Raw genomic sequence first — 13,702 nt, 5'->3', positions numbered from 1 at the left:
CCTTCCAATGAATAAAACCCCGTTTCTCACCGCGGCTTTCACCGGCCTGCTTCTATTTGTTTCAACTACTATGCACGCCCAAAACCAGGCTCCCCAACCCGGGCCGCTCACGAGCCGTCAACAAGCCATTGTCACCATTTCGGCGCTCACGGCCAAGGGCGACTTGCCCCACCTGCACGATGCGCTAGGCCAGGGCCTCGAGGCCGGGCTGACCGTGAACGAGGTGAAGGAAGTGCTGGTGCAACTGTACGCATACTGCGGCTTTCCGCGCAGCTTGCAAGGCATCAATACGCTGATGAAGGTGCTCGACGAGCGCAAGGCCGAAGGCAAACAGGATGTGGCGGGCAAAGCCGCCACGCCCATTCGCAGCACTGCGCCGAAGTACGAACGCGGCAAGCAGAACCTGGAAATCCTCACCGGCAAGCCCGAAACGGGTCCCCGAACCGGGGCCAATGCCTTCAGTCCCGAAATCGATGTATTTCTGAAAGAGCACCTGTTTGCCGACATTTTTGAGCGGGACGTGCTCACGTTTCAGGAGCGGGAGCTGGCCACCGTGTCGGCGCTCGTGAGCTTGGGCGGGGTCGAGCCGATGCTACAGGCGCACCTGGGCATGGGCATGAACACGGGCCTTAGCGAGGCGCAGCTACGGCAGGTAATTGCGCTGGAAGAAGCCACCATTGGCATAAAGGAAGCCGAGGCGGCCCGCGCGGTACTAGCGAAGGCACTGGAATCCCGAAAGAAATAATTCCGGGCGGCAGGCTTTATGGCCCCTGTGACCGGCCTGGGCGGCATCGTTCACGGTTTATTGCGGTTCAAACGGAATGCTGCGTACGTAGAAACGTCTTCATCTATAAATTCCTAAGCATATGAATGCCTCCCACCCCCTCTTAAAGGCCGTGCTGCTGGTTGGTGCGGCGCTGGCCGTGGCCAGCTGGAATGCAAAACCGGCGGCCATCGCGCCGCAGAAGGTCCGGCTTTCCCGTATTGTGGTCAGCTCCACGCAACTGGGCCGCTACAAGGCCTTGCTGAAAGAGGAAATTGAGGCTTCTATGCAGAAAGAACCGGGTGTGTTGACCTTGTACGCGGTGTTTGAAAAGCAGCGGCCGAATCATCTGACCATTCTTGAGATGTACGCCACCGAGGCCGCGTACCAGGCGCATGTGAAAACTCCGCATTTTTTGAAGTACAAGCAGGCCACCGCGGCGATGGTTCAGGCACTGGAACTGCTCGATACCGACCCGCTGATTCCGGAATTGAAAATCAAATAAGCCGGTCGCGGCCCGGTGGCCGTGAAGCTGGAGCTGGTGCTGTAGTGCCCCACTACCGAAACCGCCGCATCCTATATCTTATCTGAACCCATTTGCGCCCATGTCCGCCCCGAATACTCAACCACTTGCGTCCATTCGGAGTTTATATAGGCAGCGCCGCCTCACGCAGGAGCTGTCTAATCCGATGCCGCAACCGCACCTCCTTGCTCCGTCCACTACCCGCACGGGAAATCCGCCGTTGGTGGGGGAAATCGATGTGGTGACCATGGAGGAATCGCGCCGGGTGATGGGGGCCTTCAGCCGGCGCGACCATTTCAAGGTGGTGCTGGTGGTGGAAGGCGCCAACGAGCTGCACTACGCCACCCGCAGTTACGCCGTGGACCGGCCCGCGCTGGTGTTTACCAACCGGCTGGTGCCCTATTCTTGGGAACCCGTGGAAGGCGGCGGAGAGCAGCAGGGCTACATCTGCGGCTTCACCGAACCCTTCCTGCAATCGGCCATGCGCGGCGTGAGCCTGAAAGAATCGGTGCTCTACAAAGTCGACGGCAACCCCGTGTACTTTCTCACCGACGAGCAGTTGCGCTACCTGACGGACGTGTTTGAGCGCATGCGTCGGGACCAAGCCACCGACTACCCGCACAAGTACGACCTGCTGCGCAATCAGCTCTCGATGATTATCCACGAAGCGGCCCAGATGACGCCGGCCAGCGGCTACCCGGCCGTGGCCACCAACGCAGCCGAGCGCATCACCAACCTGTTCCTGACGCTGCTGGACGTACAATTCCCGGTGACGGCCCAAACCGACGGACCCATCCTGAAAAACGCGCAGGACTACGCCGACCGGCTGGCCGTGCACGTCAATAGCCTGAACCGGGCCGTGAAGGAAGTGACGGGCAAGTCCACGACCACACACATTGCCGAGCGCGTGGTGAACGAAGCCAAAACGCTGCTGCACCACACCGACTGGAGCGTGGCCGACATTGCCGAACGCCTCGGTTCCGAATACGCCACGTACTTCACCCGCTTTTTCAAGCAGCACACGGGCCACACGCCGCTGGCCTTCCGCCACCCGGTTTGACTTGTATTGAAAGCTGTTTGAAACCTGCTCACCAGCGCTGGTAGCGGGCCGATACTTTTGCGCGCCTCCCTCCTGTTGCGGGTTACTGCCTGAATCCGGCCAATGGTGGCAGGGCCAGGAACAGCCATTTCAGTCAGCAGCGGAAAATTTACCAATTGCCTTTTCAAGACTCCCCTCAACCACCCGCACACATGGAGCCACAGCCCAAAACGATTTTTGAACGAGACCTGGCCGGCGAAATCATTAGCCTGGATGACCCGGACTACCACCAGATTTACGCCGTCATTCGCAAGGCCATCCGCATCACCTCGCAGCTCAACACCATGCTTGTAGATGACGAGGACGAAGTGCGCCGGGTGTTCAGCGAGCTTATCAACCACCGGGTCGATGACACTTTTTTTCTGATTCCGCCCTTTTATTCGGACTTCGGCCACAACATTCAGATAGGCAAAAATGTATTCGTGAACCATGCCTGCACATTTATGGACCGCGGTGGCATCACGCTGGAAGACGGCGTGGCCGTTGGCCCGAAGGTGAACCTCATCACGACGAATCATCCGCTGGAGCCCTCCCAACGCAAGAGCACCTATTCCAAGCCCATTCTCATCAAAAAAATGGCCTGGATTGGGGCCAATGCTACGATAATGCCGGGCGTGACCATTGGCGAAAACGCCATTGTAGCGGCCGGCGCGGTGGTTACCAAAGACGTGCCGGCCAACACGATTGTGGCGGGCGTGCCGGCCCGAGTGGTGAAGAAGATTTAACTTGTCAACCGAGCACGCGCGGGCTATTGCCGCAGCTGCGCGCCCCACTTATTTCTACTGCTATGAATGCTGAACCCGAACCCGGAAGTCCCCTCGACGACTCGCGGCGCACCTTTCTCAAACAGTCGTCGCTGCTCACGGCGCTGGCCCTGGTGCCGGGCCCGGTCGTTTCGGCCGCCGAAGCCAAGCTGGACGAGCGGGTGGCGGAATCCATTGAGCAAGTGCCGTTGAGCCTGAAAGTCAACGGCAAAAAGCTTAAGCTTTCCGTCGAGCCCCGCACCACGCTGCTGGATTTATTGCGCGAAAACCTCCACCTCACCGGCACCAAGAAGGGCTGCGACTACGGCCAGTGCGGCGCCTGCACGGTGCACGTCGATGGCCAGCGCGTGAACTCCTGCCTGAGCTTCGCGGTGATGCACGACGGCAAGGAAATCACCACCATTGAAGGCCTGGCCGATGGCGACAAGCTGCACCCCATGCAGGAGGCGTTTGTGAAGCACGACGGTTTCCAGTGCGGCTATTGCACGCCGGGCCAGATTATGAGCGCCGTGGCCTGCGTGCGCGAGGGCCACGCCGGCTCGGAAGGTGAAATCCGGGAGTTTATGAGCGGCAACATCTGCCGCTGCGGCGCTTATTCGAACATTGTGGCGGCCATTCAGGAAGTGAAAAAGGGAGGACAGAAGGTATGAACCAGTTCCAGTACGTGCGCCCCACCAAGCAGCAGGCCGCCATTGAGGCGGTGGCGAAGGACCCGAACGCCAAGTTCATCGCCGGCGGCACCAACTTGGTCGATTTGATGAAGCGCGGCGTGATGACGCCCCAAAAGCTGGTCGACATCAACCGCCTGCCGCTGAACAAGATTGAGCACTCAGCCAACGCCCTGCGCATCGGCGCGCTGGCCCTGAACTCGGCCGTGGCCGAGGACCGGCAAGTGCGCGAGAAGCAGCCGCTGCTGGCCCTGGCCCTGAACGCCGGCGCCAGCCCGCAGCTGCGCAACATGGCTACCGTGGGCGGCAACATGCTCCAGCGCACCCGCTGCACCTATTTCTACGACACCACCATGCCCTGCAACAAGCGCGAGCCCGGCTCCGGCTGCGGCGCATTGGAAGGCGTGAACCGCATGCACGCCATCTTCGGCTTTTCGGAGAAGTGCATTGCCGTGCACCCCTCCGATATGAGCGTGGCGCTGGTGGCGCTGGATGCCGTGGTGCAGGTGAGCGGCCCCAAAGGCAACCGCAGCATCCCCTTCGCCGACTTCCACCGCCTGCCCGGCGACACCCCCGAAAAGGACACCAACCTGGAACCCGGCGAGCTGATAACTGCCGTGGAAGTGCCTGACGGCCCCTTCACCAAGCATGTGCATTACCAGAAAGTGCGCGAGCGGGCCAGCTACGCCTTCGCGCTAATCTCCGTAGCGGCGGCGCTGGACCTCGACGGCAGCAACACCATCAAAGCGGCGCGGCTGGCGATGGGCGGCGTGGCCCACAAGCCCTGGCGCCTCACCGCTGCCGAGCAGGCGCTGGTGGGCAAGCCGGCCACGGAAGAAACGTTCCGGCAAGCGGCCGCCGTGGCCATGCAGGGCGCCAAGGCATTCAAGCACAATGCTTATAAGTTGAGGCTCGGGCCCAACGCCATTGTGCAAGCCCTGAAAACTGCTGCCGCGGCTTAAAGAACTGTAGCGTGGACTCTGCGAGTCCGCGCTTGCCCGAACGACACCCGCCACGCGCGGACTCGCAGAGTCCACGCTACATTCCATTCGTTATGAAAACGCCAGAAAAGCAAATCGGAGCGCCGATGAACCGGGTAGACGGCCGCCTGAAAGTGACCGGTGCGGCCACCTACTCGGCCGAGTACGAGCTGCCGGGCATCACCTACGCCGTGCTGGTGGGCAGCACCATCGCCAAGGGCCGCATTACGGGCATCGATACCAAGGCCGCCGCTGGCGCGCCCGGCGTGCTGGCCGTCATCACCCATTTCAACTCGCCCAAGGTGCCGGGCTTCGATACGGCGGGCAAGGACCCCTCGCAGCCGCCCACGGTGGGCGGGCCCATCAAGATTTTTAACGATGATAAAATCCGCTTCAACGACCAGCCCATTGCCATTGTGGTGGCCGATACGTTGGAGCGCGCCCGCTTTGCCGCGCGGCTGGTAAAGGGCCTGTACGCGGCGGAAAAGCACCAAACCAACATGGAAGCCGGTGCCGCACAGGCCTTTTTGCCGACCCAGGCCAAGAAGAACCCGAAGCACCCGATGAACGACTACCAGCGTGGGCAAGCCGATGCGTATAAAACCGGGGCCATCAAGCTGGAGCAGGAATACGTGATTCCGACGGAGGTGCACCACCCGATGGAGCTGCAAGCCATCACGGCGCACTGGGAAGCGCCCGACCGCCTCACGATTTACGACAAGACCCAGGGCACCATGGCCACCCGGCGCGATTTTGCCAGGGAATGGGGCCTGCCCGAGCAGAATGTGAAAGTCATTGCCACCTTCGTGGGCGGCGCGTTTGGCAACGCCTTGCACAGCTGGCCGCACGAGTCAGCCGCCATCATTGCCGCCAAGGTGGTGAACCGCCCGGTGAAGCTGATGCTGACCCGCGAGCAGATGTTTACGATGGTGGGCTACCGGCCCTACACCTGGCAGAAAATCGGGATGAGCGCCACGGCCGATGGTAAAATCACGGCCATCACGCACGAGAGCATCGGGCAAACCTCTTCCTTTGAGGAGTTTACGGAGTCGACGCTGGCCCAGACGCGCATGATGTACCAGTCGCCCAACCTGACCACCCGTTACCGCCTGGCTTCGCTCGACATTAACTCGCCCATCTGGATGCGCGGACCGGGCGAGGCCACCGGCGCTTTTGCCCTGGAGTCGGCTATGGACGAGATGGCGCACCAGCTGAAGCTCGACCCGCTGGAGTTCCGGCTGCGCAACTACACCAACACCGACCCCGAAAACGGCAAGCCCTGGAGCACCAAGTTTCTGAAGGAGTGCTATAAATTGGGTGCTGACCGCATTGGCTGGAACAAACGCCAGCTACAGCCCGGCTCCGTGCGCGACGGCGACTGGCTGGTGGGCTATGGCATGGGCGTGGGCACCTTTGGGGCGCACCGGGGCGCGGCCACTGTGGGCGCGCAGCTGCTGCCCAATGGCACCGTGCTGCTGCAATGCGCCACCACCGATATCGGCCCCGGCACCGGCACGGTGATGACGCAGATTGCGGCCGACACCCTGGGCCTCTCACCCGATAAAATCCGGTTTGAGCTGGGCAATTCCTCCTTTCCCAAGGCGGGCACGCAGGGCGGTTCCTCTACTGTGAACAGCGTGGGTCCGGCCACCCAGCAGGCCTGCCTGGCCCTGAAAGACAAGCTGCGCCAGCTGGCCGGCACCAGCAACGCAGCCTTCGCCTCGGCCCAAAAAGAAGATGTGAGCCTGACGGACGGTTACCTCGCGCTGGCCGGCAACGCCGCCCGCGTGCCCTACGCCGACCTGTTGAAGCAGGCCGGCGGCACAGCCGTGGCAGTGGAAGCCAAGCCCGACGACGCGGGCCACAAGTACTCCATGTACTCTTTCTCAGTGCATTTTGCCGAGGTGCGGGTGCACGTGCTTACAGGCGAGGTGCGGGTGAGCAAGCTGGTTTCCTGCGCCGATGCGGGCACCATCATCAATGAAAAAACGGCTGGCAACCAGATGAAGGGCGGTGCCGTGGGCGGCATTGGCATGGCCCTGATGGAGCACGCTGTCATCGACGACCGGTACGGCCGCTACGTCACCAAGGACTTCGCCGATTACCATGTGCCCGTGCACGCCGACGCGCCGGATATCCAGGTGGCCTTCGTGAACCAGCCCGACCCGCATGTGAATGCGCTGGGCACGAAAGGCATTGGCGAAATTGCCACCATTGGCGTGGCCCCGGCCATTGCCAATGCCGTGTTCAATGCCACCGGCAAGCGGGTGCGCGAGTTGCCCATTACGCCCGATAAGCTGATATAGGGTCCAATGGGCGCATTGTAGCCAAGAGCCGGTCCCGTTTTGCGGGGCAGCGTAAACACGAAACGAGCGGGCCAGACGGTCCGCTCGTTTCGGTTGGTGGCACTTTGGCCGATATCAGGCTCCGCAGCCCGGTACGCCACCGGCCATTCAACAGGGCCGAACCGCCTTACTTGGCGGCCGGGTACCAGTTGCGCAATCGCACGTCAATTTTCGAGTTGGCCGCGTTCACCTGCTTCTTGAAGCTGGCCACGTCGCTCAGGCCGTTCTGGCCCCGGTAGTGGTAGGGGTATACGATGCGCGGCTTGAAGGCCAGGACGCCCTGCGCGGCTTGGTTCACGTCCATGGTGTAGGGCAGGTTCATGCACACGAAGGCCACGTCGATGTTTTTGAGGGCGCGCATTTCGGGCGTGTCTTCGGTGTCGCCGGACAGGTACACGTTTTTGCCGCCCAGGTTCAGCACGTAGCCATTGCCCCGGCCTTTGGGGTGCGGCGCATCGGGCGCTTCGGGCAGGTTGTACATCGGAATGGCCGACACGCTCAGGCCCAGCGTGTCGAGCCGCTGGCCGTTGCGCAGGATGCGAACCTGCGCCTTGTACTGTGCGGGCAGCTTCTCGGCCACTGCCGGGGGCACCACCATTAGGGCCTTGCCCACGGAAAGGCCCGCCAGCGTTTGCGGGTCCAGGTGGTCGCCGTGAATATCGGTAATCAGGATGACGTTGGGAGCGGCCAGCCCGGTGTAGGCCGCGGCCCCGCCGTAGGGGTCCACGTAAATTGTCTTGCCATTCCAGGTAAATACCACGCTGCCGTGCGTGATGGGCTGCACCGTGAGGGGGCCTTTGGTGGTCGCAATCTGGTCGGGGGCCGCGCGCATTGCGTTGGCTGCAGCAGGGGCTGTTTGGGCCGGGGCCTGCACCGCAAAAGCTGCCAGCGCAGCCGTAAGGAGAAGGGTGAATTTCATCGTTTTTCTGCCGGTTAGGTGAGAGCGTTGTTAACGGATGGTTTCAGCAAAAGGAGGCGCAGTGACAATAGCCGCTACCAAAAACCGAAGCCATAACCTGGTCGTCCCGCACATGTTCGGGCTACGTTGGTCGGTTGGGGCAAGTCAGTGACTGGAAAATAACTTGGCGGGCACAGCAGGCTTGCACAGCTCTCAGCTACCAAACCCGGCGGCAGACGTTGCCTCAATTGGCAGACAAATCACTAATATTCCGTCCGGGCTGGCTTTATCAGGCGCCACGTTTATCGTTGGGGGCGCTTTGCTCGTATCAGAGGTTGCTGTCAAGGCAGCGCGGGCCTTTGGCAGCGCTGTTACGTTTATCTCCTAACGATGCAATCCACTGCTAATCAAGCGTCTTCAAAGCCAAAATCCTGCGCCAGCTGGGACGATGCGGCCCTGGTGCAGGCCTTGCGCGACGGGAGCGAGCCGGCTTTTGCCGAGATATACCACCGCTACGGCTTTGGTCTCATTGAGCATGCGTACCGCAAAGTGGGTTCGCGCGAGGCCGCCGAGGAAATTGTGCAGGATTTATTTGCCTCCCTTTGGCACAAGCGCGATGGAATCGAGATTCAGAAGCTGCCCGAATACCTGGGCACGGCCGTAAAATACCGCGTCATCAACCTCATCAAAACCAGGCTCACCCACGCCGACTACCTGCTCTACTGCCGCACCCAGGCGGCACACGCCGACCACCACACTGAGCAGGAGCTGGCCGCTGCCGACCTGGCCGGAGCCCTGCGCCGGGGCCTGACGCGCCTACCGGCCCACACCCGCGAGATTTTTCAGCTTAGCCGCCTGGAGCACCAGACGGTACCGGAAATTGCCGGCCGGCTCAAGCTCTCTCCCAAAGCCGTAGAGTACCACCTCACCCGCGCCCTGAAGCAGCTGCGCGTTTCGCTGAAAGATTTTTTGGTGCTGCTGGCATTGCTGATGCTTAAGTAAGCAATTGTTTGTCAATTTAGTGTACATTGAGTAGCGCAAAGCACTAAGGCGAACGGCTACCCGTACGGAGGATTTTTTGCTGGTGGGGTTAGGGATGCGGGCTGGTTCGTTGACTACTAATTCAAGCACCACTTTCGAGGCATGGCCACCGACAAATCCGAATTTCGCCAGCTACTGCAACGCTACCAGGAGGGCAACTGCACCCCGGCGGAAGTGCAGCGCATTGAGGCGTGGTACCGCCACCTTGGGGCCGAGCAGCAATTCAACCTCTCCCCCACCGAAAAAGAGGCATTGATGGCCACGGTGTGGCAGCGCATCAGTCGGCAAACGGCCCCGAGCGCGGGCCCGCAGGCGGCGCGGCCGAACGGGTGGAAATCGTGGCCCACCAGTGTGCGCTGGGCGGCGGCGGCCGCAGTGGTGCTGGGCGCAAGCTTAATAGGCTTGCAGGTAGCGCACGCCCCCTTAAAGTGGACCGCCATGGCCCCGTCAGCTCCTTCTGAACAAGCCATGTGGCAGGTTTACGCGAATACTTCGGCTTACGAAACCCACGTGGCCCTGCCCGACGGCAGCGCCGTGACGCTAGCCCCAGCCAGTACGCTCCGCTACCGGCGCGGGCTGCACGGCAGCCGCCGCGAGGCCTACCTCACAGGCGCGGCTTTTTTCGATGTTTTTCATGACAAGCAGCACCCGTTTTCGGTGTTTACCGATAAGGTAGTGACCACTGTGCTGGGCACCAGCTTCCAGGTGCAGGCGTATGCCGGGCCGGCCGATGTGCAGGTGCAGGTGCGCACCGGAGCTGTGCGCGTGAGCCAGCGCCGCGCCCCGGCCGGCGCGGCTGCAGCCAGCGTGGTGGTACTGCCCAACCAGCAGGCTGTGTACGCGGCGGGCGGGCAGCAATTGCGCCGCGAGCTGGTGGCGCAGCCGGCGCTGCTGGCCCCGCAGTCGTTCGTGTTCAAGGACCGGCCGGTAGCCGAGGTGCTGGCGGCCCTGGAAAAAGCGTATGGCGTGCGCATTGAGTACGATGCGGCGGCGGTGCGCAACTGCACTTTGAATCTGAGCCTGGGCAACGAACCCTTGTTTGCGAAGCTCGACATCATCTGCGAAACACTGGGCGCGACCTACGAAAAGGCCGGCGACCACCTCCGCTTCCACAGCCCGGCCTGCCAGGCCGAGTAGCCAATTTATCGTTCTCCAAATCAGCTGCCTATGATTTCACCTTCCGCAATCGATTCCAGGGCTGCGACGGAACAATTGTACTGACGCGGCCGAACCCCCATTCAAAATCATTCCCACCAAACCACTTCCCTTTATGTCCACTCCCTTACAATTCCCACCGCTGCTGAGGCGCTGCCAACGGTTTGCGCTGGTGCCCGGGCTGGCGCTGTGCCTGCTGGCAAATGTTGGCCCCGCGCAGGCTTCGGCGGGGCAGCCCTTTATGGAGCAGCCCATTACGCTGCAGGCCCGCGGCGAGCGCATGGCCACGGTGCTCAGCAAGATTGAGACGCAGGCCAACGTGCATTTTCAATACAGCCGGCAGCTCATCGGTGCCAGTCGGCGGGTGTCGGTTGATGCCGTGGGGCAGCCGCTGGCCCAGCTGTTGAATCAACTGCTGGAACCATTGAAAATCAGCTACAAGGTGATTGACGACGGCATTATTCTGCGGCCAGCACTCGCGGCTACGGTGGAGGAAATCCGGGCCGATGCCACGGTGACGGGCCGCGTGGTGGACGAGAAAGGCGCGGGCCTGCCCGGCGTGAACGTCGTCATCAAGGGCGGCACCAACGGCACCCAGACCGACATGGACGGCAAGTTTACGCTGGCTGTTCCTGAGGGCTCCACGCTGGTATTTAGCTTTGTGGGCTACGTGGCGCAGGAAGTGGTGGTGGGCAGCCAGACCAGCATCAACGTGGCGCTGGTGCCTGATACCAAAGCGCTGAGCGAGGTCGTCGTCGTTGGCTACGGCACCCAGCGCCGGCAGGACCTGACCGGGGCCGTGGCCCGCGTGGACGGGGCCGAAGTGGTAAACCAGCCGGTGCAAACGCCTACCCAGGCCCTGCAGGGCAAGGTGGCCGGCGTGCAAATCATCAGCGACGGCACGCCGAATGCCCAGCCGAAGGTGCGCATCCGGGGCACGGGCACGCTGCTGGGCGGGGCCGAGCCGCTGTACGTAGTGGACGGCGTGCAAACCACCGACATCCGTAACCTGAGCAATGCCGACATCGCCTCGATTGACGTACTGAAAGATGCCTCGGCCGCTGCTATTTATGGCGTGCGCGGGGCCAACGGCGTAATTATCGTGACCACGAAGCAGGGCAAGCTGGGCAAGCCGGTGCTGAGCTACAGCGGCACGGCCGGATTTAAGCAGGCGGCGCATCTGGTGAAAATGGCCGATGCCGGGCAGTATACCAGCTACATCAAGGACACGTCGCCGACCACGGTGCTGCCCACCTACGGGGCCTCGACCAACTGGTACGACGAGATTCTGAAGCGCGGCACCTACCAGAACCACAACCTGGCCGTGTCGGGCGCCACGGATAACGTGAAGTACTACTTCTCGGGCAACCTGCTGCAGGACGATGGCACGGTCATCAACAACAAGTTTCAGCGGCTGACGGTGCGCTCCAACACCTCGTTCCGGCTCTCGGACGCGGTGACCATCAGTTCGCAGGCCTCGTTCAGCCACGCCGATACGCGGTCGGTGAACCTGGGCGCGGCCTACAACAACGCCTACCGCGCCGCGCCGGTGATTCCGGCCAAACAGAATGGCTTGTACGGTAACACCTCGGCCTTTGGCAACGTGGGCAACCCGGTGCTCGACATCGAGAAAAACGACAATAAAGCCCTCGACAACCGCTTGCAGGGCAACATTGGCGTTGATGTGCGGCCCGTGGAGTGGCTTACGCTGCGCTCGGCCATCAACGTGGATTTGATTTCCAACAACAGCCGCACCTACGACTACCAATACCGCAACGACAACAACACGTTTCTGGCGGCGGGCGGCAGCCAGCAAAACCTGCGCAGCAACCTGGGCGTGAGCCAGCTCAACGGCTACCGCTACCTCTGGGAAAATACGGCCACGTTTCAGCGCACTTTCAATGAGGACCACAACCTGACCGTGCTGGCCGGCACCGTGACCGAGGAAGGCATGACCACGCCGCTCTCGGGCTCGCGCAAGGACGTGCCCGCCGACCCCAACCAGTGGTACCTGAACACCGGCGACCCCACGTCGGCCGTGAACAACGCCGTGGACCCCAACAACCCCGACCCCGGCCTGCCTTCGAAAGACCGCCGCATTTCCTTCCTGGGCCGCATCAACTACGCCTACAAGAACCGCTACCTGCTCACGACCAACCTGCGCCACGACGCTACGTCGAAGTTTAACGCGGACCGGCGCAACGGCTTTTTTCCGTCGTTGGGCCTGGGCTGGGTGCTTTCGGAAGAGGAATTTTTGAAGGGAAATAAGACCCTGAGCTTCCTGAAGCTGCGCGCCAGCTACGGCCAGCTCGGCAACGACCAGATTCCGGCCAGCTCCTACATCCTCACGGCCAACGCCAACATTCCCTACGTGTTCAATGGCCAGCCCGTGCTGGGCAACACCATCACCCAAATCAAGGACCGGAACCTGCGCTGGGAAACCACCACAGAATACGATGCGGCCCTGGAATTTGGCTTCCTCGATAACCGCCTGACCGGCGAGGTGACCTATTACGACAAGCGCACCACCGATGCACTGATTCCCATCAAAATCCCGGGCTTTTTCGGCGACCCCGACAACCAGCTCATCACCAACGCCGCCACCATCACCAACCGGGGCGTGGAAGCGGCCCTGAACTGGCGCGCCGCCATTGGCACCAGCACCGACTGGACCTATAACATCGGCGTGAATGCAACCTTCAACAAAAACCGCATTGCCAACCTCAACGGCGGCCAGGCCCTGCCCGGCGGGCCGAACGACGTGACCAAATCGGACAACGGCGTGGCCGCCGGCAGCTTCTTCCTGCTCGATGCCATTGGCGTGTACCAGACCGCCGACGAAATCAAAAGCTCGCCGAAATCGCCCTACGGCACCGGGCCCGGCGGCACCACCATCCCCGGCGACCTCAAATACGCCGACACCAACGGCGACGGCGTGATTGACGCCAAGGACCGCAGCTACTTCGGCTCGTACCAGCCGCCGGTGTACTTCGGCATCAACGGCGGGCTGAATTTCCGCAACGTGGACTTCTCCTTCGTGTTTTCGGGCAATCTGAATAACAAGGTGTACAACGCCAAAAAGCAAGCCATTAGCCAGGCCACCAACAACGTGGAAGCCAGCTTTGCAGCCGACCGCTGGACGACCAGCAACCCCTCCAACACCAACCCGCGCGCCCTCACGCCCAGCATGCCCAACTCGACGTACTTCCTCGAATCGGGCTCCTACCTGCGCCTCACCAATCTGGTGCTGGGCTACACCGTACCCGGCACCGCCCTCGAAAAGGCCCACCTGGCCTCGGTACGCGTGTTTGCGGCCGCCCAGAACGTGTTCACGGCCACCAAGTACACCGGCTTCACGCCGGAGCTGGCCGGCGGGCCGCTCGACTCGGGCATCGAGCTCAACACCTACCCCACCAGCCGCACCGTGACCCTGGGGCTGAACGTCAACTTCAAATAAGCTACGCCG

The 13,702-nt window shown here is 61.8% G+C and carries 11 protein-coding genes; 10 read left to right on the top strand and 1 reads right to left on the bottom strand.

Annotation, left to right across the window (positions count from 1 at the left end; translation table 11 throughout):
• The first annotated feature begins 7 nt into the window (after positions 1 to 7).
• From ACYU7Q_RS15975 to ACYU7Q_RS15945, 7 genes are all read left to right on the top strand, one after another.
• On the top strand, positions 8 to 745 hold the full coding sequence (locus tag ACYU7Q_RS15975; protein WP_460610440.1) for a carboxymuconolactone decarboxylase family protein: 738 nt from the start codon (positions 8 to 10) through the stop codon (positions 743 to 745).
• Positions 746 to 866: 121 nt separating this feature from the next.
• Positions 867 to 1,268, top strand: a complete 402-nt coding sequence (locus tag ACYU7Q_RS15970; RefSeq protein ID WP_460610439.1) for a putative quinol monooxygenase — start codon at positions 867 to 869, stop codon at positions 1,266 to 1,268.
• A gap of 100 nt (positions 1,269 to 1,368) precedes the next feature.
• Complete coding sequence (locus tag ACYU7Q_RS15965; protein ID WP_460610438.1) at positions 1,369 to 2,346, top strand: helix-turn-helix domain-containing protein; 978 nt, start codon at positions 1,369 to 1,371, stop codon at positions 2,344 to 2,346.
• A 191-nt stretch (positions 2,347 to 2,537) separates the two neighbouring features.
• Positions 2,538 to 3,110 carry a sugar O-acetyltransferase gene (locus tag ACYU7Q_RS15960; protein WP_460610437.1) on the top strand — a complete coding sequence of 191 codons (573 nt, stop codon included), beginning with the start codon at positions 2,538 to 2,540 and terminating at the stop codon, positions 3,108 to 3,110.
• A gap of 62 nt (positions 3,111 to 3,172) precedes the next feature.
• A complete protein-coding gene (locus tag ACYU7Q_RS15955; protein WP_460610436.1) occupies positions 3,173 to 3,799 on the top strand; it encodes a (2Fe-2S)-binding protein in 627 nt (208 codons plus the stop codon).
• The gene (locus ACYU7Q_RS15950; RefSeq protein ID WP_460610435.1) at positions 3,796 to 4,779 is read left to right on the top strand and encodes an FAD binding domain-containing protein; all 984 of its coding nucleotides are present in this window, start codon (positions 3,796 to 3,798) and stop codon (positions 4,777 to 4,779) included. The genes ACYU7Q_RS15955 and ACYU7Q_RS15950 overlap by 4 nt, the downstream gene beginning before the upstream one ends.
• Before the next feature lie 92 nt (positions 4,780 to 4,871).
• A complete protein-coding gene (locus tag ACYU7Q_RS15945) occupies positions 4,872 to 7,103 on the top strand; it encodes a xanthine dehydrogenase family protein molybdopterin-binding subunit (protein WP_460610434.1) in 2,232 nt (743 codons plus the stop codon).
• A gap of 166 nt (positions 7,104 to 7,269) precedes the next feature.
• Here ACYU7Q_RS15945 and ACYU7Q_RS15940 read toward each other — a convergent pair whose 3' ends face one another.
• On the bottom strand, positions 7,270 to 8,061 hold the full coding sequence (locus ACYU7Q_RS15940) for an MBL fold metallo-hydrolase (protein ID WP_460610433.1): 792 nt from the start codon (positions 8,059 to 8,061) through the stop codon (positions 7,270 to 7,272).
• Between the two features lie 369 nt (positions 8,062 to 8,430).
• Between ACYU7Q_RS15940 and ACYU7Q_RS15935 the strand changes: the two genes are divergently transcribed.
• The 3 genes from ACYU7Q_RS15935 to ACYU7Q_RS15925 all read left to right on the top strand — a co-directional run bounded on the left by ACYU7Q_RS15935 (position 8,431) and on the right by ACYU7Q_RS15925 (position 13,693).
• Entirely contained in the window at positions 8,431 to 9,042 is a 612-nt protein-coding gene (locus ACYU7Q_RS15935) for a sigma-70 family RNA polymerase sigma factor (RefSeq protein ID WP_460610432.1), read from the top strand.
• A gap of 141 nt (positions 9,043 to 9,183) precedes the next feature.
• Positions 9,184 to 10,218: a FecR family protein gene (locus tag ACYU7Q_RS15930; RefSeq protein WP_460610431.1), complete on the top strand. Its 1,035-nt coding sequence runs from the start codon at positions 9,184 to 9,186 to the stop codon at positions 10,216 to 10,218.
• Between the two features lie 133 nt (positions 10,219 to 10,351).
• Entirely contained in the window at positions 10,352 to 13,693 is a 3,342-nt protein-coding gene (locus tag ACYU7Q_RS15925) for a TonB-dependent receptor (protein ID WP_460610430.1), read from the top strand.
• Positions 13,694 to 13,702 lie beyond the last annotated feature (9 nt).

Source organism: Hymenobacter terrigena (assembly GCF_054776515.1).
Note: the sequence above shows the minus strand (reverse complement) of the source record. Positions and strands in the feature narration are given on the sequence as shown.